Annotated in this window: 27 protein-coding genes; 19 read left to right on the top strand and 8 right to left on the bottom strand. The window is 66.9% G+C overall.

The features are described 5' to 3' along the window. From BDOA9_RS18340 to BDOA9_RS18280, 13 genes are read left to right on the top strand one after another with little or no spacing between them, the layout of a single operon-like run. Entirely contained in the window at positions 1-2,913 is a 2,913-nt protein-coding gene (locus BDOA9_RS18340; protein ID WP_025035420.1) for a flotillin family protein, read from the top strand. A gap of 9 nt (positions 2,914-2,922) precedes the next feature. Beyond that, entirely contained in the window at positions 2,923-3,360 is a 438-nt protein-coding gene (locus tag BDOA9_RS18335) for an SRPBCC family protein (protein WP_018643039.1), read from the top strand. Positions 3,361-3,362: 2 nt separating this feature from the next. Further along, complete coding sequence (locus BDOA9_RS18330) at positions 3,363-3,806, top strand: SRPBCC family protein (RefSeq protein WP_025035419.1); 444 nt, start codon at positions 3,363-3,365, stop codon at positions 3,804-3,806. 3 nt (positions 3,807-3,809) lie between these two features. Continuing rightward, complete coding sequence (locus BDOA9_RS18325; protein ID WP_025035418.1) at positions 3,810-4,628, top strand: FAD binding domain-containing protein; 819 nt, start codon at positions 3,810-3,812, stop codon at positions 4,626-4,628. A 6-nt stretch (positions 4,629-4,634) separates the two neighbouring features. Next, entirely contained in the window at positions 4,635-5,111 is a 477-nt protein-coding gene (locus BDOA9_RS18320; protein ID WP_025035417.1) for a (2Fe-2S)-binding protein, read from the top strand. A 9-nt stretch (positions 5,112-5,120) separates the two neighbouring features. Further along, on the top strand, positions 5,121-6,713 hold the full coding sequence (locus BDOA9_RS18315; RefSeq protein WP_025035416.1) for a xanthine dehydrogenase family protein molybdopterin-binding subunit: 1,593 nt from the start codon (positions 5,121-5,123) through the stop codon (positions 6,711-6,713). Beyond that, a complete protein-coding gene (locus tag BDOA9_RS18310) occupies positions 6,714-7,736 on the top strand; it encodes a xanthine dehydrogenase family protein molybdopterin-binding subunit (protein WP_025035415.1) in 1,023 nt (340 codons plus the stop codon). 10 nt (positions 7,737-7,746) lie between these two features. Next, the gene (locus BDOA9_RS18305) at positions 7,747-8,628 is read left to right on the top strand and encodes an AAA family ATPase (protein WP_025035414.1); all 882 of its coding nucleotides are present in this window, start codon (positions 7,747-7,749) and stop codon (positions 8,626-8,628) included. Beyond that, a complete protein-coding gene (locus BDOA9_RS18300; RefSeq protein WP_025035413.1) occupies positions 8,625-9,743 on the top strand; it encodes a vWA domain-containing protein in 1,119 nt (372 codons plus the stop codon). The genes BDOA9_RS18305 and BDOA9_RS18300 overlap by 4 nt, the downstream gene beginning before the upstream one ends. Continuing rightward, positions 9,740-10,624: an amidohydrolase family protein gene (locus BDOA9_RS18295; protein WP_025035412.1), complete on the top strand. Its 885-nt coding sequence runs from the start codon at positions 9,740-9,742 to the stop codon at positions 10,622-10,624. Before BDOA9_RS18300 ends, BDOA9_RS18295 begins: the two co-directional genes overlap by 4 nt. Before the next feature lie 30 nt (positions 10,625-10,654). Further along, the gene (locus BDOA9_RS18290) at positions 10,655-11,503 is read left to right on the top strand and encodes an MBL fold metallo-hydrolase (protein ID WP_025035411.1); all 849 of its coding nucleotides are present in this window, start codon (positions 10,655-10,657) and stop codon (positions 11,501-11,503) included. Between the two features lie 19 nt (positions 11,504-11,522). After that, positions 11,523-13,097: an isochorismatase family protein gene (locus BDOA9_RS18285; protein WP_025035410.1), complete on the top strand. Its 1,575-nt coding sequence runs from the start codon at positions 11,523-11,525 to the stop codon at positions 13,095-13,097. 3 nt (positions 13,098-13,100) lie between these two features. After that, positions 13,101-13,727: an FMN-dependent NADH-azoreductase gene (locus BDOA9_RS18280; protein ID WP_025035409.1), complete on the top strand. Its 627-nt coding sequence runs from the start codon at positions 13,101-13,103 to the stop codon at positions 13,725-13,727. A 238-nt stretch (positions 13,728-13,965) separates the two neighbouring features. Here the strand turns inward: BDOA9_RS18280 and hydA are convergent, their stop codons facing one another. The 6 genes from hydA to BDOA9_RS39460 are packed head-to-tail and all read right to left on the bottom strand — an operon-like array spanning position 13,966 to position 19,043. After that, positions 13,966-15,426, bottom strand: coding sequence for a dihydropyrimidinase (gene hydA / locus BDOA9_RS18275; protein WP_082847836.1), 1,461 nt, complete (start codon positions 15,424-15,426; stop codon positions 13,966-13,968). Then, the gene (locus BDOA9_RS18270) at positions 15,387-16,118 is read right to left on the bottom strand and encodes a maleate cis-trans isomerase family protein (protein WP_042336203.1); all 732 of its coding nucleotides are present in this window, start codon (positions 16,116-16,118) and stop codon (positions 15,387-15,389) included. Before BDOA9_RS18270 ends, hydA begins: the two co-directional genes overlap by 40 nt. A gap of 9 nt (positions 16,119-16,127) precedes the next feature. Beyond that, positions 16,128-16,904: an ABC transporter ATP-binding protein gene (locus BDOA9_RS18265; protein ID WP_025035406.1), complete on the bottom strand. Its 777-nt coding sequence runs from the start codon at positions 16,902-16,904 to the stop codon at positions 16,128-16,130. Then, positions 16,904-17,755, bottom strand: coding sequence for an ABC transporter permease (locus tag BDOA9_RS18260; protein WP_025035405.1), 852 nt, complete (start codon positions 17,753-17,755; stop codon positions 16,904-16,906). The genes BDOA9_RS18265 and BDOA9_RS18260 overlap by 1 nt, the downstream gene beginning before the upstream one ends. After that, positions 17,739-18,743 (bottom strand): ABC transporter substrate-binding protein, encoded by a 1,005-nt coding sequence (locus BDOA9_RS18255; protein ID WP_025035404.1) that lies wholly within the window; start codon positions 18,741-18,743, stop codon positions 17,739-17,741. Before BDOA9_RS18255 ends, BDOA9_RS18260 begins: the two co-directional genes overlap by 17 nt. Positions 18,744-18,767: 24 nt before the next feature. After that, positions 18,768-19,043 (bottom strand): hypothetical protein, encoded by a 276-nt coding sequence (locus BDOA9_RS39460; RefSeq protein WP_244521603.1) that lies wholly within the window; start codon positions 19,041-19,043, stop codon positions 18,768-18,770. On the opposite strand from BDOA9_RS39460, the gene BDOA9_RS18250 reads away from it, so the two are divergent. Further along, a complete protein-coding gene (locus BDOA9_RS18250; protein ID WP_025035403.1) occupies positions 18,943-19,653 on the top strand; it encodes a GntR family transcriptional regulator in 711 nt (236 codons plus the stop codon). The genes BDOA9_RS39460 and BDOA9_RS18250 overlap by 101 nt on opposite strands. Positions 19,654-19,655: 2 nt before the next feature. Further along, positions 19,656-20,405: an aspartate/glutamate racemase family protein gene (locus BDOA9_RS18245; RefSeq protein WP_025035402.1), complete on the top strand. Its 750-nt coding sequence runs from the start codon at positions 19,656-19,658 to the stop codon at positions 20,403-20,405. On the opposite strand, the gene BDOA9_RS18240 is transcribed toward BDOA9_RS18245, so the two are convergent. Further along, a complete protein-coding gene (locus tag BDOA9_RS18240; protein ID WP_025035401.1) occupies positions 20,406-21,794 on the bottom strand; it encodes an amidase in 1,389 nt (462 codons plus the stop codon). An 88-nt stretch (positions 21,795-21,882) separates the two neighbouring features. On the opposite strand from BDOA9_RS18240, the gene BDOA9_RS18235 reads away from it, so the two are divergent. The 4 genes from BDOA9_RS18235 to BDOA9_RS18220 are packed head-to-tail and all read left to right on the top strand — an operon-like array spanning position 21,883 to position 25,751. Continuing rightward, on the top strand, positions 21,883-22,977 hold the full coding sequence (locus BDOA9_RS18235; RefSeq protein WP_025035400.1) for an ABC transporter ATP-binding protein: 1,095 nt from the start codon (positions 21,883-21,885) through the stop codon (positions 22,975-22,977). A gap of 30 nt (positions 22,978-23,007) precedes the next feature. After that, positions 23,008-24,054 carry an ABC transporter substrate-binding protein gene (locus tag BDOA9_RS18230; RefSeq protein ID WP_025035399.1) on the top strand — a complete coding sequence of 349 codons (1,047 nt, stop codon included), beginning with the start codon at positions 23,008-23,010 and terminating at the stop codon, positions 24,052-24,054. Positions 24,055-24,072: 18 nt separating this feature from the next. Next, positions 24,073-24,939 (top strand): ABC transporter permease, encoded by an 867-nt coding sequence (locus tag BDOA9_RS18225; protein WP_025035398.1) that lies wholly within the window; start codon positions 24,073-24,075, stop codon positions 24,937-24,939. After that, complete coding sequence (locus BDOA9_RS18220) at positions 24,936-25,751, top strand: ABC transporter permease (RefSeq protein WP_025035397.1); 816 nt, start codon at positions 24,936-24,938, stop codon at positions 25,749-25,751. Before BDOA9_RS18225 ends, BDOA9_RS18220 begins: the two co-directional genes overlap by 4 nt. On the opposite strand, the gene BDOA9_RS18215 is transcribed toward BDOA9_RS18220, so the two are convergent. Further along, positions 25,752-26,087, bottom strand: coding sequence for a hydroxyisourate hydrolase (locus BDOA9_RS18215; RefSeq protein WP_025035396.1), 336 nt, complete (start codon positions 26,085-26,087; stop codon positions 25,752-25,754). It abuts the gene before it with no gap. Positions 26,088-26,094: the final 7 nt, after the last annotated feature.

The following is a 26,094-nucleotide window of genomic DNA, read 5'->3' as shown; positions in this document are numbered from 1 at the left end:
ATGTCGGCGACTCTGGTAGGTGAATTGATCCTCTGGCTGATCGTCGCGATCATCGTGATCGTGGTTGGCGTCTACATCGTGAACTGGCTCTACCACCGCTCCTCCAAGGAGACCTCGTTCGTCCGCACCGGCTTCCTTGGTGAGCGCGTCGTCATCAACGGCGGCGCCTTCGTGCTGCCGTTCATCCACGATTACACGCCCGTCAACATGAACGTGCTGCCGATGGGCATCGTGCGTTCGAAGCAGGATGCCGTGATCACTCGCGACCGCATGCGCGTCGACATCGAGGCCGATTTCTACGTTCGGGTGCAGCCGACCCGGGAGGCGGTCTCGATCGCCGCCGCGACGCTCGGCCGTCGCACCCTGGAACCCGGGCAGCTCCACGCGCTGCTGGCCGGCAAGTTCATCTCGGCGATCCGCTCGGTCGCCTCCGAGATGACCATGGAGGAAATGCACGAGCGTCGTGGCGACTACGTCGCGCGGGTCAAGACCGAAGCGGCGGAAGCTCTCGCCCAGAACGGCCTCGAGCTGGAATCGGTCGCGATCACCGATCTCGACCAGACTGACCTCGAGTTCTTCAACCCTTCGAACCGGTTCGACGCCGAAGGCCTGACCCGCCTGATGGAGGACATCGAGGCCAGACGCAAGCTACGCAACGACATCGAGCAGGATTCGATGATCAAGATCCGCTCCCGCAACCTGGAAGCCGAACGGCAGGCGCTCGAGATCGAGCGCGAGAGCGAGACCGCGCGCCTGGAGCAGGAACGCGACATCGAGATGCGGCGCGCGCTTCAGCGCACTGAAGTCGCGCGCGAGCGGGCCCTGCGCGAGACCGAGGCCGAGCAGGCGCAGATCTCCGCCCGCGAGGCCATCGAGCGCGCCCGCATCGCCAATGAGCAGGCGATTGCGGAAGCCCGCATCGCCTCCGAGCGCGAGACCCGCCAGAAGGAGATCGAGCGGACCCGCACCATCGAGGAAAAGGAGCTGCTGGCGCGCGAGGAGATCGAGAAGACAAGGATCGCCAACCAGCGCTCGATCGACACGACCCGCATCGCCTCCGAACGCGAAGTCCGCCAGCGCGAGATCGAGCGGATGCGCACGGTCGAGGAAGCCGAGATCGCCGCGCGCGAGGCCATCGAGAAGGCCCGGATCCAGCAGGACCGCGTCGTCACCGACGCCCGGATCGCCAATGAAGAAGAGACGCGTCGCCGCGAGATCGAGCGGACGCGCGCCGTGGATGAGGCCGAGATTGCGGCACGCGAAGCAACCGAAAAGGCCCGCATCGCTCAGACCTTGATCGTCAACGTCGAGCGGATCTCCTCCGACGAGCGCACCCGCGCGCTGGAGATCCAGCAGGTTCGGACCATCCAGGAGGCCGAGATCGAGGCCCAGCGCGCGGTCGAGGCCGCCCGCATCGCCCGGGAGCGGACGCTGGCGGCCGAGCGCATCGCCGCCGAGCAGAACACGCGGCAGCTGGAGATCGAACGCAACCAGGCGCTCGACGTCGCCGGCATCGCCGCGCGCGAGACCACGGAAGCCTCGCGTATCGCCCAGGAGGAGCGCGTGCGCTCGCTGGAGATCGCACGCAACCGCGCCGTCGAGGAAGCCGATATCGCCTCGCGCGAGGCGATCGAGGCGGCACGCATCGCCCAGGAGAAGGCGGTTGCGGCCGAGCGCATCCAGGCCGAACGCGAGACGCGCGCGCTGGAGATCGAGCGCACCGGCCTCCTCGAGGCGGCCGAGCTGAAGCGGCGCGACGCCATCGAGCGGCAGCGCATCACGGTCGACCTGGCGCTCGAGGCCGAGCGCATCAACTCCTCCAAGAAGCGCGAAGTGCTCAACATCGAGCAGAAGAAGGCGATCGAGATCGCGGACGAGGACCGCGTCATCGCGCTGTCGACCAAGAAGTCCGAGCGGATCGACGCCGACCGCCATGTCCGGCAGGCCGAGATCGTCGCGCGCAAGGAGGTCGAGACCACCGACGTTTCGCGCGAGCAGGCGCTGGAGGCCGCCCGCATCGAGCGGCGACGTGCGATCGAGCAACTCGAAGTCGCCCGCGTGCAGTCGCTGCAGGAGGCCGAAATCGCCGCGCGGGAAGAGGTCGAGCGGGCCCGCATTGCCTCCGACCGCGGCCTGGACGAGGCCCGCATCGGCCGCGAGCGCGAGCTGCGCAAGCTCGAGGTCAATCGCGAGAAGGAGGTCGAGACCGTCCTGATGGAGAAGGCGATCGCGATCCACACGAAATCCCTGGAGGAGTCCGCAGCCAAGGCCTCTGCCGAGGAAGCCCGGATGCGCGCGACGGAAGCCACCGAGCGCGTCGTCACCGCGCGAGAGAGCGAGATCGCCAAGCGTCGCAAGACGGTGGAAATCCTGCTTGCCGAGAAGCAGGCGGAGGAGACCCGCATCGCCGCCGAAGCCGAGCGCGTGCGCGCCGCGGTCGAAGCCGAAGCGCAGCGCATGCTCAACGAGGCCGAGAACGTTCTCACTGACCAGGCGCGCTACTCGCTGTTCCGCAGAAAACTGCTCGACCGCATCGAGGGCATCGTGCGCGAGAGCGTCAAGCCGATGGAGAAGATCGAGGGCATCCGCATCCTCCAGGTCGACGGCCTCAACGGCAACGGCAATGGCAACGGCAATGGCGGCCGCAGTGCCACCGACGAGGTGATCGACTCGGCGCTGCGATACCGCGTCCAGGCACCGCTGATCGACTCGATCCTTGCCGACATCGGCGTCGAAGGCGGCAACCTCTCCAAGATGCCGGGCCTGATCCGCGAAGCTCGTGACATGCAGGGGATCAAGGAGTCCGCGCGCAAGAGCGGCGGCGGAGGTGGGGGCGACAAGCCTGCGGCTTCCCCGCCCGCGACCGAAGGCGGCGAGCCGGCGGCCGAGCGCGGACCGCGGAAGAAGGGCTGAGGTCGCACCATGGCCCGCGTCTACGTCTCCACCGTCGTCAACGCCCGCAACGACCGCGTCTGGGCGCGGGTGCGCGATTTCAACGGCCTGCCGAACTGGCATCCGGCCATCGCCGAAAGCCGGATCGAGGGCGGCGAGCCCTCGGACAAGATCGGCTGCGTACGCGATTTCCGCCTGCGCAACGGCGACCGCATCCGCGAGAAGCTGCTCGGCCTCTCCGACTACGACATGTTCTGCACCTACTCGATCCTGGAATCGCCGATGGGGGTCGAGAACTACGTCGCGACCCTGCGCCTGACGCCCGTCACCGACGGCGACCAGACCTTCATGGAATGGACCGCCGAGTTCGACTGCGCGCCGGAGCGGGAGACCGAGCTCGTCAGCAATATCGGCGGCGGCGTGTTCCAGGGCGGCTTCGACGCCCTGAAGCGCGTGTTCGGAGGCTAGCCGTGCCGCATATCGTCAAGAGCACGATCCTGAACGCACCGACGGACGCGGTGTGGGACGTGCTGCGCGATTTCAACGGACACGACCGCTGGCATCCGGCGGTCGCGACCTCCGCGATCGAACGCGCGCAATCCGCCGACAAGATCGGCTGCGTCAGGCGCTTCAAGCTCCAGGACGGCTCCGAGCTGCGGGAACAATTGCTGGCGCTGTCCGATCTCGAGCAGACCTTCAGCTATTGCCTGCTCGACACCCCGGTCCCGATGTTCAACTACGTTGCCCATGTCCGCTTGCTGCCGGTCACCGACGGCGATCGCACCTTCTGGCACTGGGAGTCGCGCTTCACGACGAATCCGGAGGACAAGGACCGCATCACCCACATGGTCGCCGAAGACATCTATCAGGCCGGATTCGACGCGATCCGCCGCCATCTGAAGGAGGCCGCTTGAGCCATGGCCGTGACGGTAAAGACCTTTACGAATGCGAGCGAGGCGGCGGGCGCGCTCTCGTCGGACCGGAGCGCGCGCTATCTCGGCGGCGGCACGCTGGTGATGCGCGCGCTGAACGAAGGCGACGTCTCGATCTCGACGATCGTCCGAGCGCAGGACCAGGCGCTGACCCGGATCGATGCCTCGGGTCCGCGCATCACGCTGGGCGCCGGCGTCACCTTCGCGCGCGTGCTCGCCGAGCGCGACCTCGCCTTCCTGCATGCCCCTGCCCGCTCGATCGGCGGTCCCGCCGTGCGCAACATGGGCACGGTCGGCGGCAATCTGTTCGCGCCGAACCCTTACGGCGATTTCACCGTGGCGCTGCTGGCGCTCGACGCCACGATTGCGGTGCAAGGCGGCTTCGGCTCGCGCGATATTCCGATCGAGGAGTTTCTACAAGGGCGTGAGCGCCAGGCCGGGACTTTGGTGCTGTCGGTGTCCTGCACGCGGCCGGCCAGCAGCGAGGCGTTCCGTTATCGCAAGATCGCGCGCATCAAGCCGAAGGGCGGCTCGGTGATCACGCTCGCGGCGCATCTGCCGGTCAGCGGCGGACGGATCGCGGGTGCGCGGATTGCGCTGGGCTCGATGGCGCCGACGCAAATCCGTGCCCGCGCCGCCGAGCGCGCACTGGAGGGCCGCTCGCTGGATGCGGCGACCATCGCGGCTGCGGCCTCCGCCGCCACGGAAGGAACATCGCCATCCGACAACGCGCTCGGCAGCGCCTGGTATCGCCGCGAGATCGTCGGCGTGCATTTGCGGCGCCTGCTGTCGGGACAGGAGTAGCTCGCCATGACAAAGACCCCCCTGCAGTTTCGCCACAACGGCCGCGACGTCGCGATCTTCGTCGATGGCGGCACCAATTTGCTGGTCGCGCTGCGCGAGCTGATCGGCGACATGACGCCGAAATTCGGCTGCGGCCAGGGTGGCTGCGGCACCTGCAGCGTCCTCGTCGACGGTGAGCTACACCTCTCCTGCCTGACGCTCGCCGAGACCGTCGCGGGCCGCTCGGTCGAGACACTCGACGGCATGAAGCAAGGCCCGAACCTGCATCCGCTGCAGCGCGCCTTTGCCGACAGTTTCGCCGCCCAATGCGGCTATTGCACGCCGGGCATGCTGATGGCCGCCAAGGCGCTGCTCGACCGCAATCCCTCCCCAAGCCGAGCCGACGTCATCGAGGCGATCTCCGGCAACATCTGCCGCTGCACCGGCTACGAGCCGATCATCAATGCCATCCTCGCCGCCGCGGGCGGCCGGGCCAGCGCCTGAGGTCAGACCATGCTGGAACTACGCAAGGACATCTTCGCCGACGAGCGTGACGATAATTTGAAGGAAATCGGCAAGGGCACGCAGCGGCAGGACATGCTCGGCCACATCACGGGCACGTCCAGCTATTTCAATGACCACCAGTTGCAGGGCATGCTGCACCTGAAGGTCGTCCGGTCGACCCAAGCCCATGCAAGGCTGCGCCGGATCGATACCACCGAGGCCGAGCGCTCGGATGGCGTGCGCCGGATCATCCGCGGTGCGGACGTCCCGCGCAACCTCAACACGCTGCTCAGCCTGATCAACTTCGGCAAGGACGACGAGCCGTCGCTCGCCGTCGACAAGGTCCGCTACAAGGGCGAGCCGATCCTCGCCATCGTCGCCGACAGCGAGCGCGAGGCGTTCGAGGCGATCGCAAAGGTCAAGATCGACTACGAGCCGCTGCCGACCGTGTTCGACGTCGAGGATGCGCTGAAGCCGGGCGCGCCCGTGGTCAACGAGACCTATCCGAAGAACGCCTTCATCTATCACGACGTCTACGACCACCAGCGCCTGCGCTTTGGCGACGCTGATGCCGCGCTCGCGACCGCCGACCACGTGCTCGAGCAGCGCTACCAGATGTCGCCGATCGAGCACGCGCCGACCGAGACCAACGGCGCCATTGCCGCGCCCGACACCAACGGCCGCTACGTCGTCTACACCTCGACCCAGGCGCTGTTCTTCTCGGTCGATACCTGCGCCAAGATCCTGGACGTGCCTTCCAACACCTTCCACTTCATCGGCGGCACCGTCGGCGGCGGCTTTGGCGGCAAGGTGGACACGCTGACCGAGCCGCTCGCGATCCTCGGCGCCATGCTGACGGGGCGCCCGGTGCGCTACGTGTTCGGGCGCGAGGAGGAGATGCAATACGGCCCACCGCGCGGCGCCGAGCGCATCTACATCAAGGACGGCGTCATGCGCGACGGCCGCATCGTCGCGCGCAAGATCCGCGCCTTTTTCGACAGCGGCGCCTATACCCGGCTGTCGAGCTATGCCGCGGTGAAATGCGCCGCGCATTTGCCGGGGCCCTACACCATCCCGAACGTCTATGGCGACGTCTATTGCGTCTTCACCAACCGCACGCCCGCCACCGCCATGCGCGGCTTCGGCGTCACCGCGATGGACTTTGCCATCGAATGCCAGATGGACAAGCTCGCAAACCTCGTCGGCATGGACCCGATGGAGTTCCGGATTCTGAACGCCTATCGCGACGGCGACATGAAGGCGCACCGGCGCGAGGCCAAGAACACCGCGCTGATCGAATGCGTGCAGGTCGCGGCCGAGAAGGCCAAATGGCCGATCCGCGACGAGTTCAGGCGCGCCTCCTCGCGCAAGGACGGCGGCGGCAGCCGCGCCGTGATCCCACCGACGCCGACGGAATCGCGGGCGCGGCCGGCTGCGCCGGCGCAGCAGCGCACGAGCTATGACCGCGCGCCGCCGCCAACGACGCGGGAGCCGCCGCGCGAACCACCGCCACCGTCGCCGCCTCCTCCCCCGCCGCGGCCATCCGCGCCATCGCACGGCGCGACCCGGTTCTCCTCCGTCTTCGGCACCAGGAGGCGCTAGATGACCCGGCATCGCGGACGCGGCATAGCGTCGATCAATTATCCCATCGGCATGAATCTCGGCGGCGATCCGAGCCAGGCGCTGGTGCATTCCAACCCCAGCGGCAAGTTCACCGTGGCGCTGTCGTCGATCGATCTCGGCCAGGGCATGAAATCGGTGACGCGGCAGATCTGCGCCGAGACGCTCGGCGTTCCGGTCGAGGACGTCTATGTCGACACGGCCGATTCCGACACCGGCCCGCACTGCATGGGCTCGTTCGCCTCGCGCGGCACCCATCGCGTCGGCAACGCCGTGATGGCTGCAGCACGCGAGGCGCGCGGCGTGATGATGGAGGCGGCAGCCGAGGAGCTCGAGGTCAACGCCGCCGATCTCGAAACCGACGGGCGCGGCAACATCCACGTCAAGGGCGCGCCGCACCGCTCGATCTCGACCAAGGACGTCGCGATTGCCGCGCAGTTCAAGCAGGGCAAGACCATCTCCGGCCGCGGCATCTTTCTCGTCCCCCTCTCCAATGTCGATCCAGAAACCGGCGAGATGTCGCCGGCGACCTGCTATGCCCATGCCTGCCTCGTCGCCGAGGTCGAGGTCGATGATGAGACCGGCGAGGTCGCGATGGTGCGGATGGACTCCGCCTACGAGCTCGGCCGCGCGCTCAATCCGCGGCTGGTCGAGCAGCAGCTCGTCGGCGGCGCCTGGATGGGCGTCAGCCACGCGCTCTACGAGACGCCGGAGCCGTATTATCCCGATCCCGTCCACGGGCCGCGCGACTTCGTCGAATATCTGATGCCCGGTCCCGGTGACATCTGCCCGCATGACATTGCCGTACTGGAACGTCCCGCCCCTGATGGGCCGTTCGGGGGAAAGGGCCCCGGCGAGATGTGCGCCAATCCGGTGCTGCCGGCGGTGGCGAATGCGATCTTCAACGCGGTCGGCGTCCGCATCGACAACCTGCCGATCACGCCGGAAAAGGTGCTGCGCGCGATCAAGGCCCAAGGCGGCGCGCGGCCGCAGGCGCGGCGCTAGAGGATCGGCCGTGGCAGTTCGCAGCAACATCGTCGGCATCGACAGCCCCGAGGCGCTCGAAAGGGCACTGCGCGCGGCCTATTACCTCGCCGACGAAGGGCTCGCGACATCAGCCTATCTCGGCCTCGCGCTGGGCAAGCCGCTGCTGCTGGAGGGCGCGCCCGGCGTCGGCAAGACGGAAGCCGCAAAGGCCATTGCCGCCGTGCTCGGCCGCCGCCTGATCCGCCTGCAATGTTACGAGGGTATCGACGCGTCTGCCGCGCTCTACGAGTGGAACTATCCGCGCCAGATGCTGGCGATCCGCCAGGCCGGCGATGAGAGCATCGACATCTATGGCGAGACCTTCCTGATCGAGCGGCCGATGCTGGCGGCGCTGCGCGCGCCCGATTCCACCGTGCTGCTGATCGACGAAATCGACCGCGCCGACCAGGAGTTCGAGGCCTTCCTGCTCGAATTCCTCTCCGACTTCCAGATCTCGATTCCCGAGCGCGGCACGGTCCGCGCCGCCGAGCGGCCGGTCGTCGTCCTCACCTCGAACCGGACGCGCGATCTGCACGAAGCATTGCGCCGCCGCTGCGTCTATCACTGGATCGACTATCCCAGCGCCGAGCGGGAGGCGCGGATCATCATGATGCGGGCATCCAGCGTCGCCGAAGCCACGGCCCGTGCGGTCGTCGCCGCGGTCGAGAGATTGCGGCGTGAGCCGCTGAGCAAGGCGCCCGGCATCGCCGAGGCGGTCGACTGGGCCGAGGCCGCGACCCTGCTCAACAAGGGCGGCGCGCGCTGGCCCGATGCCTTCAAACGCTCGATCGGCGTGGCGCTGAAGGACGAAGAGGACCTGCACTTCATCGCGCCGCGGCTCGATGCCATGCTAGCGGAGGCGACCGCATGAGCCTTGAACCGCAGCTTCCGCGCGCGGCCCGCACCTTTGTCTCCTTCGTCGCGCTGCTGCGCGCCAACGGCTTTGCTGTCGCGCCGGAGCAGACCACCGCGTTCCTCGCCGCGATCGACCTGCTCGGCCCGCGCGACCTCGGGGATATCAGGCAGGCAGCGCTCGCCACCCTCGCGCCACCGCCCGAGCGCCGCGCCACGTTCGACCGGCTGTTCGACCTGCATTTCCGCGGCAGCGAGGCCATCACACGCGACGATGAGGGCGAGGACGACGAGACCGTTCGTCTGCAGGAGGAAGGTCGCGGCGACGAGGAGCCCCTGCTCGCCGACGATGCCAACGAGTCCGGCCTGACCGCGACGCGCAGCGAGGCGCTGGTCGAGCGCCGCTTCGCGCAGCTCTCCACGACCGATGCGCTCCGCCGCCTGGCTCGCGAGGCCCCGCGGCGCCTGCCGCGGCGGCGTGGGCACCGCCGCATGCGGGCGCGCCGCGGGCCCTTCGCCGACCTCCGCCGCACTTTGCGTGACTCTGTCCGCAGCGACGGCGAGATCCTGCAGCTCGGTCACATGAAGCGGCGGCAACGGCCGCGCAAGGTCCTGCTGTTGATCGACGTCTCCGGCTCGATGAAAAGCCGCACTGAGGAGAACATGAAGCTTGCGCATGCGCTGGTGCAGGCCGCGCCCAATGTCGAGGTCTTCACCTTCGGCACGCGGCTGACCCGTGTCACCCGCGCGCTGCGGCTGAAACGCCGCGAGCAGGCGCTGAGCGCCGCGGCCCATCTGGTCAGCGACTGGGACGGCGGCACCCGGATCGGCGACGCGCTGCAGGCGTTCCTGGCGGTCCCACGCTTCGGCGGCTACGCCCGCGGCGCCGCCGTGGTCATCGTCTCCGACGGGCTGGAGCGCGGCGAGCCGGACGCCCTTCGCGACGCCGTCGCGAAATTGTCGCGGCGGGCGTGGCGCCTGAGCTGGCTGACGCCGCTCGCGACGAGCCCCGGCTTCCGCCCGCAGACCGAAGCGCTGGTCGCGATCGAGCGCTTTGTCGACGATCTCGTGGACGGCGGATCGAGCGCCTCGATCGTCGCCCACGTCCTGGCACTGGGAAGGAGAGCTGCGTGAACGACATCGTCGACGGCCATCACCACATCTGGCGGCAGGCCGACCTGCCCTGGCTGACCGGCCCCATGCAGCCGCGCATCTTCGGACCGTACGAGCCGATCCGGCGCGACTATCCGATCGAAGAATATCTCGACGACCTCAGAGGCACCGGCGTCACCCGCTCCGTCTATGTGCAGACCAACTGGGCCAACGACCGTTTCGAGGACGAGGCCGCTTGGGTACAGCGGACCTCCGACGAACACGGCTGGCCGCACGCCATCGTCGCCTATGCCGATTTCGCCGCCGAGGACGTGCGCCCGCAGCTCGATCGTCTGAAACGCTATCCACTGCTGCGCGGGGTGCGGATGCAGCTGCACTGGCACGAGAACCCGCTGTACCGCTTCGCCGCGGGGCCGGACCTCTGCGCCGATCCGGTGATCCGCCGTAACGTCGCGCGCCTGGCCGATTACGGCTGGAGCTTCGATTTGCAGGTGTTCACGCCGCAGATGCCGGGGGCGGCACAGCTCGCCGAGTCCTGCCCCGACGTGACGTTCATCCTTCAACATGCCGGCATGCTCGAAGATCTCTCGCCGGCAGGACGCGCAGCCTGGCGCACCGGGATGGCCCGGCTCGCGGCCTACCCGAATGTGGTCTCCAAGCTCTCCGGGCTCGGCACCTTCATCCACCGCAACGATCCCGCGCACATCGCCGCCGTGCTCGCGGACACCGTCGCGATCTTCGGCGCCGAACGCTGCCTGTTCGGCTCGAACTTCCCGATCGAGAAATTGTGGATCAGCTATCGCGAGCTCGTCGGCGCCTATCGCGCAGCCGCCGTCCCATTCAATGCGGAGCAACAGGCCGCGATCTTCAGTGCCACTGCGGCGCGCGTCTACCGGCTTTGACGGACAGGAAACGAGACAGGAGGAAATCGAATGGCGCTGGAGATCAAGATCCTGGACTACGGCGATATCGAGCTGGAATCGAGCTTTCTGGTGCTCGGCCGCGACTGCGGCCGCACCCGCCGCGTCCTCACCCTCGGCTTCCTGATCCTCGGCGGCCCCTATCCGGTCGTGGTCGACACCGGCTATCGCTCCAACCAGATCATGGAGACGCTGGGCATGCGGGGGCTCCAGTATCATGAGAACATGATCGAGAACCAGCTCGCGCGTTACGGCGTCCGCATGGGCGACGTCCGCTTCGTCTGCCACACCCATCTGCACATCGACCATGCCGGCAAGGACGATCTGTTCCCGATGAACACGACCGTCGTGCTCAACCGGAAGGAGCTCGAATATTCCGTCTCCGGCCTGATGCATCCGCAATATCCGGCGCCCGACATCAAGCACCTGATCGACCGCCTGCACACCAAGAGCGCGCTGCGCTTCCTGGATCTCGAAATCACCGGCCCGATCGAGCTGATGCCCGGCGTCTATTGCGATGCCGCCAACGCCCACACGGAGGGCTCGATGAACATCATCGTCCATACCGCCGACGGCATTGCGACCATCTGCGGCGACGTGATCTACGATTTCAACGACCAGATCGTCACGCCCTTTCACGAAATCCAGGATTGGGAGCCGCGCACCACCGGTAATCACGGCACCAGCAAGCGCGCGGAGAAGGCCGCGATCAAGAAGCTGCTCAGCACTTCGCGCTATTTGCTGCCGGTCCACGACCGTCCCGCCAAGATCGAAGGCGGCAACGTGGTGGGGCGGCTGCATGATCAGGTCCCCGGCCCGATCGTGCAGTCCCTGCCCCAACGCAACTGGTTCCCGGCCTGATGATGTCGAGGACGGACGGATGACGCACGTCACTTTGCGAAGCGAGTTCGAGACCCTGATCGATCCCTATGCGCCGGTCGCCCAGATCGGCACCGGCTTCGACTTCACGGAAGGGCCGATCTGGCATCCGGTCGATCACTATCTGCTGTTCTCGGACATGCCAGCCGACGTGCGGCGGCGCTGGGACGCGCGGCGGGGCGTCGTCGAGGTCAAGCGCCCCTCGAGCAAATGCAACGGGATGACCTATGACGCCGAGCTCAACCTGATCGTCTGCGAGCACGCGACGTCGTCGCTGATCCGCGAACGGCCGGACGGACGGCGCGAGGTGCTGGCCTCGCACTTCCAGGGCCAGGAGCTCAACAGCCCCAATGACGTCTGCGTGCATTCGTCCGGCGCGATCTATTTCTCCGATCCCTGGTATGGTCGCATGCCGGTCTATGGCGTCGAGCGGCCGCGCCAGCTCGGCTTCCAGGGCGTCTACCGCGTCGTGCCGGGCGGCGAGCCGAAGCTCGTGGTCGACCGTCACCTGTTCGATCAGCCGAACGGGCTGTGCTTCTCGCCGGACGAGAAGCTGCTCTATGTCAACGACACCGTGCAGGCGCTGATCCGCGTGTTCGATGTCAGCGGCGACGGCTCGCTGGCCAATGCGCGGGTGTTTGCGAGCGGCATCAAGTCCGAGCTCGAGCCAGGCCTGCCCGACGGCATGAAGTGCGACCAGCACGGCAATGTCTGGGTCACCGCACCCGGAGGGGTCTGGGTCTATTCGCCGCGCGGCGAGCTGCTCGGCAAGGTCCGCGTGCCGGAGCTGGTCGCCAACCTCGCCTGGGGCGGGCCGGATTTCCGCACGCTCTATCTGACCTCGACGCATTCGGTGTATGCGATCCCGACCAAGGTCGGCCCGCGGCACGAGCCGTATATGAGCGGCCGGCGAAGCGCCGGCGGGGCAACATCGAGCTCCGCGCCGGCGGCGCCCATTCTCGCCGAAGGCGAGATGCGGCTCGATCCTCAGCGCTGCGCCATGATCATCCAGGACCTCCAGAACGACGTCATCATGGACGGCGGCGCTTTCGCCGAGTCCGGGGCGCCTGGCCACGCCAAGCAGCAGCACGTGGTCGAGAATGTGCGGCGCCTGGCGGAAGCGGCACGCGGGCGCGGCGTCGTCATCATCCATGTCTGGTTCGTGGTCGAGCCCGGCGCGCCCGGCGTCACGCTGAACGCTCCGCTGTTCGAAGGTCTCGTCGACAGCAAGGCGATGGTGCGCGGAAGCTGGGGCGCGGCTCCGGTGTCGGGCCTGGAGCCACGGCCCGGCGATTTCGTCGTCGAGAAGATGCGGATGAGCGCCTGGGAAGGCACGCGGCTGGAGACGATCCTGAAAGCGACCGGCCGCGACATGATCATCAATACCGGCGCCTGGACCAACATGTCGATCGAGCACACCGCGCGGACCGGGGCCGACAAGGGCTATTTCATGATCGTGCCCGAGGATTGCTGCTCGACCATGAATGCCGAATGGCACAATGCCTCGATCAATTTCGCCATGCAGAACGTCGCGGTCGTCACCAGGGCCGATACCGTGATCCGAGCGCTGGGATGAGTTGTGGCAAAGCTCCTGCACCTGTCCTGCTCGCCGCGCCCCGAGTCCGAATCGTCCGCCGGCGCGCGGGTCTTTCTCGACGGCTTCCGCCAGGCCCGGCCGGATTGGGACATCGACGTCGTGGACATCTGGCGTGAGCGCATGCCGGAGTTCACCGGTCCGATCGTCGAGGCAAAGTACGCGCGCATGAAAGCTCAGGGCTTCACCGATGCGCAGCGCGACAGCTTTGCCGAGGCCGAGCGAATGGCGCTGCGCTTCTCGCTCGCCGATCGCGTGCTGATCTCGACCCCGATGTGGAACTTCGGCCTTCCCTACAAGCTGAAGCAGTGGTTCGACATCATCGTCCAGCCCGGCCTCACTTTCCGGTTCGATCCGGTGCAGGGATATCTGCCGCTGCTCAAGGACCGGCCGACGCTGGTGGTCATCGCCAGCGGCAGCGATTTCGCCACCGGCATGAACCGCGGCCGCATTGATATGGCCACGCCCTACTTGCGGGAAATCCTGCGCTTCATCGGCATCAGCAATGTCCGCTTCGTGCTGATCGGCCCAACCACGGGACCGCAAGCGCCGATCGATGCCGCCCGCGAACGGGCCCATCAACGCCTCGCTGCAATCGCGGCGACGTTCTGAAGCGCGATGAGATGAGAGTTAACTGCTGCGACAACGGTAGTGCGCTCCCTCGCCCGCTTGCGGGAGAGAGTTGGGGAGAGGGTGCTTCCGCAATGGGATTGCCCCCTAGAAGAGAAAGCCCTCAGCCGCGCCTTCGGCGCGACCTCTCCCGCAAGCGGGAGAGGTGAACGAGCCGCGGCAATCGATTCAACCTCAAGCCATTCGGCTTTAGAGCGCTTCGGCGGCGTCTGGAGCCGGATCAGATCAGGCTCGACTTGCCCCGGCTCAGCACCTGGCCTGCGCCTTTGGTGCCGACGATCCGCCCCTCGCTGTAGACCACCTGTCCCTTCGCGATCGTCGTCACCGGCCATCCCGTGACGTCGAAACCTTCCCAGGGCGTATAGTCCGAGCCGTGATGCAGATCAGCCTGCCGGATCGGCTTCTTCAATTTGGGATCCCAGAGCGCGATGTCGGCATCAAAGCCGACGCCGATCGAGCCTTTGCGGGGATAGAGGCCGTAGATGCGGGCGTGGTTGGTCGCGGTCAGCTCGACGAACTTCTGTAAGCTGATGCGGCCCTTCGAGACACCTTCGGAGAACAGGATCGGCAGCCGCGTCTCGACGCCGGGGATGCCGTTCGGCACCCAGCGGAACGAGGTGCGGGCGTTCGGCGTCAGCTTGCCCTGGGGATCGTCGTAGCGGAACGGGCAGTGATCGGACGAGAAGGTCTGGAACACGCCCGACGTGATGCCTTCCCAGATCGCCTGCTGGCTCTCGACATCGCGCGGCGGCGGCGAGCAGACGTATTTCGCGCCCGTGATGTCCATGTTGAGGCCCTTCATGTCGTCGGCCGTCAGCGTGATGTATTGCGGGCAGGTCTCGGCGTGAACGGGCAGGCCGCGCTGCTGGGCCCAGCGCACCTGCTCCATCGCCTCGCGCCCGGAGACGTGTACGATCATGATGGGCACGCCGATCACCTCGGCATGGCTGATGGCGCGGTGCGTCGCCTCGCGCTCGACCGCCTGCGGCCGCGAAGTGCCGTGATAGTACGGCGCGATATGACCTTCGCGCTCCAGCTTGGAGGTGAGGAAGCGGATGGCGTCGTAGCCCTCGCAATGGACCATGACCAGCGCCTCCTCGCGGCGCGCGACCTCGAACACTTCGAGCAGCTGCTTGTCGCTGAGCACGAGGTCGTCATAGGTCATGAACACCTTGAACGAGGTGTAGCCGTCCTTGACCAGCGCCGGCAGCTCCTGCCCGAGCACCACGGCCGTCGGGTCGGAGATGATGAGATGGAAGGCGGTGTCGATGTAGCACTCGCCTTCGGCAAGCTTGCGATAGTCCTCGACGCAAGCGCGCAGCGAGGTGCCCTTCTCCTGCAGCGCGAAGGGCAGCACCATGGTGTTGCCGCCGGCCGCCGCCGCGCGCGTCGCCGAGGCGAAGTCGTCGGCCATCACCACGTCGGGGCCCGAGGGCTGCGAGATATGGACGTGGCTGTCGATACCGCCCGGCAGCGCCAATAGGCCCGTCGCATCGATCTCGCGCGCCGCGCCCTCGATGCGATCGGCGATACTGACGATGCGGCCGCCCTGAATGCCGATATCGGCACGAAACTCGTCGCTGGCCGTCACGATGGTGCCGCCGCGGATGGCGAGGTCGAGCTGCGTCACTGATGTCTCCGTCACTTGATGTCTGGCATGGTCTGGAAGATCCGCCCCCATGGCGCAAGAGCCGTCACAGCGCCGCCGGCAAGGCCCAGGGTCCGCCACAATGTGACCGCGACCGAATCGAGCACGGCGATGCCCAGCTCCCGCTCCAACGTGGCCGCGAGCGCCGCACCATCGAGATTGGTGCAGAGGATGACGATCGCGTCGGCGTCCTCCGCCGCCACCGCCCGGATCATGTCCGCGATATCGGCCGGCGCGACCTCACCAAAGGAAAAATTGTCCCGCAAGCCGAGATGCCGCTCGGCATGCGGGGCGATCCCCTCCTCGGCCCAGACGTCGGCAATACGGCGCTGCACATCGTCGGTATAGGGCGAGACCAGGCCGATGCGCCTTGCGCCGAGCGCGCGGGCTGCATCGATGCACGCCAGGGTCGATGTCGTCGCCGGCACATTCGTGCGGGCCGTGATCGCCGCGCACAGGCTGCGGTCGCGGCCGATGCCGAGCCAGCTTGCCGACGTGCCGTTCCACGCGATCGCGTCGACCTTGGCATCCGCCAGCAGATCGGCCGCCGGCAACATCACCGAGGCATCGAACTGGCTCAGCGCAGCGGCATCGAGCGCGATCTCGGTGACACGGAAACGCGAGAAATGTGCGGTGATGCCGGGGGCTCCGGCTAGCATGGCGCTGGTGACGGGCTCCAGCACCGAGTTGGAGGACGGCGTGATCATGCCGAGGCGTTTGCGCATGGCGATACCTTACGACGCCTGCGCAAGCCGCGTCGACTCCTCCCGGATCAAAGCCAGGATGCGGCGCTTGGCGTCGTTGAACTCGGGACTGGTGATGTCGCGCGGGCGAGGCAGGTCGAAATTGACGGCTTCGCGGATCCGGCCGGGGCGCCTCGTCATCACCACGATTTTGTTGCCGAGCACCAGCGCCTCGTCCACGCTGTGGGTGACGAACACGATGGTGCAGCGGCGCTTCTGCCAGATCGCGACCAGCTCCTCCTGCATTTCGAGCTTGGTCTGGGCGTCCAGCGCCGCGAACGGCTCGTCCATCAGGATCACGCTCGGGTTCATCAGCAGCGCGCGGGCGATGCCGACGCGCTGGTTCATGCCGCCGGACATTTCGGAAGGATGATGGTGCTCGAAGCCGCGCAGGCCGACGAGGTCGATGAACTCCATCGCACGGTCGTAGCGCTCGGCCTTGGCGATGCCCTTGAGCTTGAGGTGGAAGGCGATGTTGTCGATCGCGGTCAGCCACGGCATCAGGGTCGGCTGCTGGAACACCACGCCGCGGTCCGAGCCCGGCCGCTCGACCTGCTTGCCGCCGACCAGCGTGCGGCCGCTCGTCGCCTGCTCGAAACCGGCGATGATGTTGAGCAGGGTTGACTTGCCGCAGCCGGACGGGCCGAGCAGGCAGACGAAATCGTTGGCCTCGATGTCGAGATTGATGTTGTCCAGCGTCAGGAGGTCACGACCGCGCCGCTTGTCGGAAAACACCTTGACGATGTTGCGAAGCTCGATGGCCGCCATCAGCCCGCCCTGCCCTGCACGGTGGTGGTCTGCTGCCAGCGCAGCGTGCGCGCCATGATCGCCTTGAGGCCGAGGTCGGAGAGATAACCGAGCAGCCCGATCGAGATCATCGCAGCGAGCACGATGTCGTAGCGCAGGAAGTAATAGGAATCCCAAAGCACGTAGCCGAGACCGCTCTTCACCGCGACCATCTCGGCCGTGACCGTCAGCATCCAAGCCGAACCGACCGCGATGCGTAGACCTGCGAAGATCGAGGGCAGCGCCGCCGGCAGCACGATGTCGGTCAGCATCTGCCGGCCGTTCGCGCCCATCATCGCGCCGGCGCGGACCAGATTGTGGTCCACGGTCTTGACGCCATGGATGCTGTTCATCAGCACCGGAAAGAAGGCGCCGAGGAAGACCAGGAAAATCGCCGGCTTGTCGGCGATGCCGAACCAGATGATAGCGAGCGGAATCCAGGACACCGGCGGGATCGGACGCAGCATCTGCAACGTCGGCTCCAACGTCTTCTCGAACAGGCGCGACCAGCCGATCGCGACGCCGGCGAGGATGCCGAGCAGGCTCGCCAGCGCAAAGCCGCCGAACACACGAAGCGCGCTGGCGAGCGCGTCGCGCAGCCAATGGCCGGAATAGGTCTGCGTGGTCTCGTCGAAGCCGAACACCCAGTCGCCGAGCGCATGCAGCACCGCGCTCGGCGCCGGCAGCAATGCGGGCGGAAGCATGCCGCTGCGGGCAAAGACTTCCCAGCCGGCGATCAGCAGCGCCGGCACGACGAGGCGTTCAATCCCCCCAAACGCCCGTGTCAGCCGAAACGCCGGCCTTGCCGGCGAGACGTCAGTAACCGAGGTCATTCTTGGTTTTTCCGGTGGCCTGCTCCAGGAACGAATAGTCCATGTTCTTCGCTGCTTCCGCGGAGACGTCCTTGGAGATGTATTTGAGGTCGCGCATCATCGCGGCGATCGCAAGCGTCTGCGAGCGATGGATCGCGGGATCGGGCGAGGCATTCTTCAGCGCCTCGGTCGCCACGTTCTTGTCGAGACCGGTGAGCTTGTTGATGACCTCGATCCACGGCGCCTTGTCGGCGATCAGCTTGTCGTCGAGCTCGACCACGGCGCCGACGACGCCCTGGACGCCGGCGCGCTGGCTCGCGATCACGTCGGAACGGGTGACGATTAGGTTGGTGAGATTGCCTGCAGCCTGCTCGTACGGCAGCACGAAATGCTTGCCGGCGCCGGCGAGGCGGATCTGCGAGGCGAATGGCTCGACCGAGCAGATCATGTCGACCTCGCCGCGCTGGAGCGCTGCGAGATGGTCGGACGGATTGGGAATGTTGATGAACTGGATGTCCTTGTTGGGATCGACGCCCTGCTTGAGGAACGCGCCGCGCATGTGGATGTCCTGCGCATTGCCGCGGGACGCCGCGACCTTGAGCGGCTGACCGTCGCTCTTCGCCTTCGCAACGGTCGTCTTGAACGTGGCCCAGTCCTCAGGGGGAAGGCTCAACTTGGCGGAGGAGAGACATTCCGAGCCGCCATTGATCTGTCCGGAGACGGCGACGACGTCGAAACCTTTGTCGAGCGCGGTGATGTAATGGAGATAGGTGACCTGTGCGACGTCGATGCTCTTCGACACCAGCGCGGTGAGCACGTCATTGCCCGAGTTGAAGCCGGTGGCCTGGACCTCGACGCCCTTCGCCAGGCCCGGGATCAGCGACATCGGCAGGCAGTGCGCGCATTTGGCGTAGCCGAGCTTGATCTTCGCGGTCTGCGCCAAAGCGAGATCGCTGCCGCCAAGCACTAAAGCCATCACCACCAGGCCCAGTCGCACACTCGTCCGCATCGCTCACTCCGTTTCGAAGGCGCGTCATTCCCGCGCGTCGAAAACGATCATCCGCCGGCCTTCGCTGCGGCGCAATCCGGTTTTTGCATGCTGCATACAATTTGCGCGGTATGCCATTGTTTTCAGCGGGATGCGTCGGTATTTTGGGCAAGCAGACAGGCCGCAAATGGCTAAGATCAACGTGAGAAGTGAGGCACGCGTGCAGCCAAAATCGGAAGCGCCAAAGGGACGAAAGTCGCCCAAACTCAAGCGGATGGGCCTGCATGAGCGCGCCGCCGCGCGGATGCGGACGATGATCATTCGCGGCGAGCTGGCGCCGGGCTCGCAGACCCAGGAGACCAGGCTGTCGAAGGAGCTCGGGGTGTCGCGCACCCCGTTGCGCGAGGCGATGAAGGTGCTGGCGGCGGAAGGGTTGATCGAGCTGCGCCCCAACCGCAGCCCGCGCATCGCCGATATCGCGGTCGACGGCATCTCGGAATTGTTCGAGGCCCTCGCCGGCATCGAGCGGCTCGCCGCCGAGCTCGCCGCGGAGCGCGCCACCGAGCGCGACCTCGCCCGCCTGCGCACGCTGCAGACCCGGATGGAAGGTCATCACCGCAGCGGCAAGCTCGACGATTATTTCGCGCTCAACGGCGAGATCCACAACACCATCGTCCGCATGGCCCGCAACACGCCGCTGCGCGAGGCGCACGAGACGCTGATCTCCCGCGCCGAGCGTGCGCGTTATCTCGCGCTCGGGGCCGACAGGCGCTGGAGCAATTCGGTGAACGAACATGCTGATATCCTCGCCGCCCTCGAAGCGCGCGACGGCGAAGCGGCCGGCCGCCTGCTCGGCGCGCACGTCGCACGCACCGGCACGGCGCTGCTGGAAGTTCTTGCCGCCTCTCAGGCCAAGCGGACGGCGGCATAATCATGAAGCTGCTGCTGCTCAACCCCAATACCAGCGCCGAGGTCACGCAGCTGATGCTGGGCGTCGGACAGCGTGCCGCCTCACCGGGCACCGAGCTGATCCCCTGCACCGCGACCCGCGGCGTGCCCTATATCGCCACGCGCACCGAGGCGCAGATCGGCGGCGCCATCGCGCTGGAGATGCTGGCCGAGCAGCATAGGAAGGTCGACGCCGCGATCATCGCGGCGTTCGGCGATCCCGGCCTGTTCGCCGCACGCGAAACCTTCGACATCCCCGTGGTCGGCATGGCGGAGGCGGCGATGCTGACGGCGTGCATGGCCGGACGCCGCTTTGCCATCGTCACCTTCGCGCAGGCGCTGGGGCCGTGGTACGAGGAATGCGTCCGCGCCCATGGCCTGTGGGAACGCTGCGCCGGCATCCGCATGCTGGATACGCCGTTTCAGGCGATTTCCGGGGTCGGCACCGAGAAGGAGGACGTGCTGGTCGATCTCGCCCGGCGCGCCATCGTCGAGGACGAGGCCGATGTGCTGATCTTTGCCGGCGCCCCGCTCTCGGGCCTCGCCGAGCGCGTCGCGGACCGCATCCCCGTCCCCGTGGTCGATCAGGTCATCGCTTCGGTGAAGCAAGCCGAGGCGCTGCACGCGCTGCGTTTGCGCAAGGCCATTGCCGGCACGTTCCGCCGCCCCGCCGCCAAGCCGACTATCGGCCTTGCCGATGCGCTCGCCGCCCGGCTCGAACATCGCGACAGCTGATCAGAGAGGCGGCCGGCGATGCGAAAAACCCAGTTCGTTCTCAAGCACACGGCCGAAGGCAAACAAGCGGGATTCGCATCCCGGTGGCGCGATGATCTGGATGCCGAAGGGCAGCTCATTCTTCCCGCGCGGCACCGGGAGGGTCAGCACCGGAAAACCGACCAGCGACACGATGAAGGTGACGGCGAGATAATCGATCGGCGTCTCCAGCGCGGCCCCGTCGATGGCAGTGACGTCGCTGATCTCGTTCGGCCAGGGCAAGACGGACGCGGCCGGTGCGACCAGGAAATCGGCGTGAGCGAACAGCTCGCGGAAGCTGCGGTAGATCGCGCTGCGGCGGCGCTCCGCGTTGAGGTAATCCTGCGCGGACAGGTTCGCGCCGGCTTCGATATTCCAGATCACCGTCGGCGTGAGCTCCGCACGTCGCGTTCCCAGCAACTCGCCGTAAGCGTTGGCGATGTGCGCGGCACGCAAAGTGCGGAAGGTTTCGATCGCCCCGCCGCAATCGGGCGAGGATGGCGCGACAGCGGCAACACCCGCGAGCGCCTCGCAGGCCGCCGCGAAGCGCGCACGCACCTCGCGCGCAACCGGCGCGACACCGAAATCGGGCGTGACCGCAATCCGAGGACGGCCGGCGATGAGCGGATCGTCAGCGGCACTGCCGAGCGAGATCGGATCATTCGCATCGCCTCCGGCGCAAACCGACAACGCGAGTTCGAGATCGTCGACACCACGGGCGAGGAAGCCGTGGGTCGCCAGCATGTCCCAGCCGAGCGGTCGGCGCGGCGACGGGATGCGGCCGGGCGTCGGCCGGATCGAGGCGACGTCGCAGAAGCTGGCGGGCGTGCGCACCGAGCCGCCGAAATCGGTGCCATGCGCCAGCGGCACCATGTGGGAAGCAACCGCAACGGCAGAGCCGCCGGAGGATCCGCCGGAGGTCAACGCGGGATCGAACGGATTGCGGGTCGGCCCGCACAATCTGTTGGTGCAGACCGCGCCGAAGCCAAACTCCGGCGTGTTGGTCTTGCCCAGAATGATCGCGCCGGCGCGCCGCAGCCGCGCCACGACGAGATCATCCTCGGCCGGGACGTGATCGCGGAACAGCACCGATCCGTAAGTCGTCGCAAGTCCCGCAGTGTCGGTGAGGTCCTTGATCCCAATGGGCACGCCATGCAGCGGGCCGATCGGCGCAGAGGCGGCATCGCACATCTGCGCGGCGCGGCGGGCACCGTCGGCATCGACCGTCACGAACGCCGCCAATTGGCCGTCGAGGCCCGCGATCCGCGCCAGATGCGCTTCGACGACCTCACGCGAGGACACTTCGCGCCGCGCAATGGCGCGGGCAAGCTCCGTGGCCGTGAGGTCGCAAATCGATCGATCCGATGTCATCGGACCACCATGCCAAAACGCCCGCCGAAAAGCGACGGGTGCGGGCACGAGACTTGCTTTCTCCTCGGGGGCAACGGGAGGCAACACCATGGCTGATGCGCCAAGCGGCCGATCGCTCGTCGTTGATGCGGTCACCCACCGGTATCCAAGTGGCGCGCTTGCGGTCGAGAACATCAATCTCGACATCAAGGGCGGCGAGATCATCGCCCTGCTCGGCCCGTCCGGCTGCGGGAAGACCACGCTCCTGCGCATCATCGCGGGCTTCATCGCGCAGACGCAAGGGCGGATCATCATCGGCGACGACATCGTTGATGCGCTGCCGCCGAACAGGCGCGCCGTCGGCATCGTGTTCCAGAACTACGCGCTGTTTCCTCATCTCAGCATCAGCGAGAACGTCGCCTACGGCCTTGCCGCCCGCGGCATCGACAAGGCGACGCGCCAGCGCGAAGCGCAGCGCCTGCTGGAGCTGGTGCAGCTGCCGACCATGGCCGAGCGTTTGCCGCGGCAGCTCTCCGGCGGCCAGCAGCAGCGCGTGGCGCTCGCCCGCGCCCTCGCGATCAAGCCGTCGATCCTGCTGCTCGACGAGCCGTTCGCCGCGCTCGACAAGAATCTGCGGCTGGACATGCAGATCGAGGTCAAGCGGCTGCAGCGGGTCTCCGGCATCACCACGCTGATCGTGACGCACGACCAGGAAGAAGCACTGTCGATGGCCGATCGTGTCGCCGTGCTGAGCCATGGCCAGCTCGAGCAGTTCGGCTCGCCGTCCGACGTTTACGACCGGCCGCAGACGTTGTTCGTCAACACCTTCGTCGGCTCCACCAACCGCATGCCGGGTGTGGTGGTCTCGGCGGACCGCACGGCGGCGAAGGTGCGCCTCGATGCCGGCGCGGAGATCATCGCGCGTCCCGCGGGCGGTGCGCTCAGCGAGGGCGGCCGCGTCACCGTCTGCATCCGCCCCGAGCATCTGCAATTCGTCGGCGACGAGACCGGCTTTGCCGGCGTCGTCGGCATGTCGCTGCCGCTGGGCGCCACCGTCGTGCATGAAGTCACCACGGCCGACGGCTCCGGCGTCAAGGTTTCCCAGGCGCGCATTGGCGAGACGCGCGCCCTTACGAACGGCGCGGCGGTGCGCCTCGCGCCGCTCGCCCCGTCGCTCGCCAACGCCTTTCCCGCAACGCTTTAGATCCAGTTTTTGTCCAGAGGGGAGTTTGACATGATCATGAACCGCAGAAGCCTGCTGACCACGGCGCTCACGCTCGGGGCCATGAAGGCGTTTCCAGGCCTGAGCTACGCCCAGGCGCGCCCGCTGGTGTTTGCGACCTTCACCGGAAGCTGGGAGGAAGCCCACAAGGCCGTGCTGGTGCCGGCGTTCCGCAAAGCCAATGCGGATGCCGCGATGGTGCTCGATCCCATGCTCTCGGTCGACCAGATCGCCAAGGTCAACGCGGCCAAGGCCAATCCGCCGATCGACGTCATGCTGCACGATCCCGGCCCTGCCCTCGTCGCCATCGGCCAGGACCTGGTCGAGCCCTATCCGGTGGAGAAGAGCGCCTATTACAAGGACCTGATCGCCGAGGCCCAGGAGCCGACGGGCCCCGCCCCGTTCTTCCAGGTCGTCGGCCTCACCTACAATCCGGAAGCGGTCAAGACGCCGCCGACGTCGTGGGCCGATCTCTGGAAGCCGGAATTCAAGGGCCGCGTCGGCATCACCAACCTCAACTCGACGCTCGGCACCGGCTGGCTGGTGGAAATCGCCAAGATGCGCGGCGGCTCGGAGGCCAATGTCGATCCCGGCTTCAAGGCGCTGGAGGAGCTCAAGCCTAACCTCGCCGCGGTCGCCGCCAATCCCGGCGCGCTCGCCACCCTGTTCCAGCAGGGCCAGATCGACATCTCGCCCGGCAATTTCAACGCCATCCAGATCCTCAAGGCGCGCGGCGTGCCGGTCGAGTTCGTGGCGCCGAAGGAAGGCGCGATCGCCTTCAAGACCACCATCCACATCGTCAAGAACTCGCCGAACCGCGAGCTCGCCTTCAAGCTGATCGAGGCGGCGCTGACGCCGGAGGTGCAGACCACGCTGATGAACCCGCCCTACCTGATCGTGCCGACCAATTCCAAGGTGACGATGGGCGGCGAGATCGCGCGCGTGCTGGCCAAGGACACGGCTGAATTGAAGAAGAAGTTCGTGTTCCAGGACTGGAAGAAGATCAACGAGCAGCGCTCGGCCTGGATCGAACGCTTCAACCGCGAGATCAAGATCTAAACCTCGAAGGCTCAAGCCATGGGCGTAGCACCGGCAGCACGGGACGTGACGTCCTACGGAATGGGATTGGCAGCGCCGCTGGCGCTGTTCTTCCTGGTCTTCTTCGTCGCGCCGCTGCTGCAATTGTTCTGGCTTTCGCTGCACAACGACACGGCCGGGCTCCATTGGGGGCTCGGCCAATATCTGCACTTCCTCACTGACCCCTTCAGCCTCGGCGTGCTCGGCTCGACGCTGCTGCTCGGCGCCGAGGTGACGGCCGTGTGCCTCGTGCTCGGCTTCCCCATCGCCTGGCTCTATCAGCGGGTCGGGCCAAAGCTTCAGACAATCATCATCCTGATCGTGCTGCTGCCGCTCCTGACCAGCGTCGTGGTCCGCACCTTCGCCTGGATCGTCATCCTCGGGCGCCAGGGCATCATCAACGCGACGCTGCAATCGCTCGGCATCATCGATACGCCGCTCAAACTGCTCTACACCCAGTTCGGCGTCGTGATCGCGCTGGCGCAGGTGCAGATGCCCCTGATGACGCTGCCGCTGATCACCGCGCTCGGCCGCATCGATCCCAATCTCGACGATGCCTCCTGCTCGCTCGGTGCCGGGAGCTGGCGCACCTTCTTCCGGATCGTGCTGCCACTGTCGCTGCCCGGAATCATCGCCGGCTGCACGCTGACCTACGCCGCGGCGATCACCGCCTTCATCACCCAATCGCTGGTCGGCGGCGGGCAGATGCTGTTCATGCCGATGTATCTCTACCAGCAGGCCTCGACGCTGCAGAACTGGCCGTTCGCGGCCGCGATCTCGATCATCTTCCTGCTTGCCGTGCTCGCGGTCGTCTCGGTCTTCACCACGCTCGGCCGCATGTCGCGCGGCTATGGAGGGGCAGGATGAGCGGCCGCAAGCGCACGCTCGAGGCGATCAGCTTCGAGCTCGTCATGACCGTGATCGCGGTGATCGCGCTTGTCATCATCATCGCCCCCTCGCTCGTGGTGCTGATCGTCTCCTTCACCAGCGGCTTCTCGCTGCGCTTCCCGCCGCCGGGCTATTCGCTGCGCTGGTACGTCGAGCTGTGGAATGCCTGGCAGCTGCATTTCGCCGCCAAGAACAGCCTGATCGTGGCGCTGTGGGCGACGGGCCTGTCGGTCGGCCTCGGCGTCGCCGCGGCGCTTGCGATCTCCAGGTCGCGGGCGCTGTCGGCACGGCTGCTCGATTCCCTGTTCATGTCGCCGCTGGTGCTTCCCGCCCTCGCCTTCGGCCTCGCCGCGCTGATGCTGTTCTCGCTGGTCGGCCTGCCGGTGTCGCCGCTGACGCTGGTGATCGGCCACACCGTCGTGTGCGTGCCCTATGTCGTGCGCAACACGGTCGCAGCGCTGGCCCAGCTCGAGCCGACCCTGCTCGAAAGCTCGGCCGTGCTCGGCGCGAGCCGCCTCTACACGTTCCGCCGCATCGTGCTGCCGTTGATCCGGCCGGGCATCATCGCCGGCGCCTTCATCGCCTTCATGTCGTCCTTCGACAACGTGCCGGTGTCGCTGTTCCTGCGCGATGCCGCCACCGACATGCTCCCGATCCGGATGTGGCAGGATCTCGAAGGCAAGCTCGACGTCACCATCGCCGCGCTGTCGGGCGTGCTGATCATCGCCACCGTCGCGCTGGTCGCGATCATGGAGCGCGTCACCGGCCTGTCGCGACGGCTGACCAACTGATCAGGCGCCGCGGAACAGCGAATAGCCCCAGCGCGTGAATTTCAGCGGCAGATGAAAATGCTCGTCAACGTTCTTGATGCGGAAGCGGAACGGGGTCACGGTGAGGAAGCCGTCGTGATCGCCAAAGAACTCGCCGAGATGAAACAGCACCTCGTACTCGCCGGCCGTGACGCCCGCGCCTTGCGCAACGGCATGATCGAGCACGCCGTTGGCGCCGAGCCGCCCGTCGGCGATGCGCTGGGACTCCGGATCGATCCGCCAGATCTCGACGCGCAGGCCTTGTGCCGGGCGCCCGCTCGCGACATCGACCGCGTGAATGGAAATACCACCTGCCACAATGTTC

This window comes from Bradyrhizobium sp. DOA9, from assembly GCF_000617845.2.
Taxonomy (GTDB): Bacteria; Pseudomonadota; Alphaproteobacteria; order Rhizobiales; family Xanthobacteraceae; genus Bradyrhizobium.
Note: the sequence above shows the minus strand (reverse complement) of the source record. Positions and strands in the feature narration are given on the sequence as shown.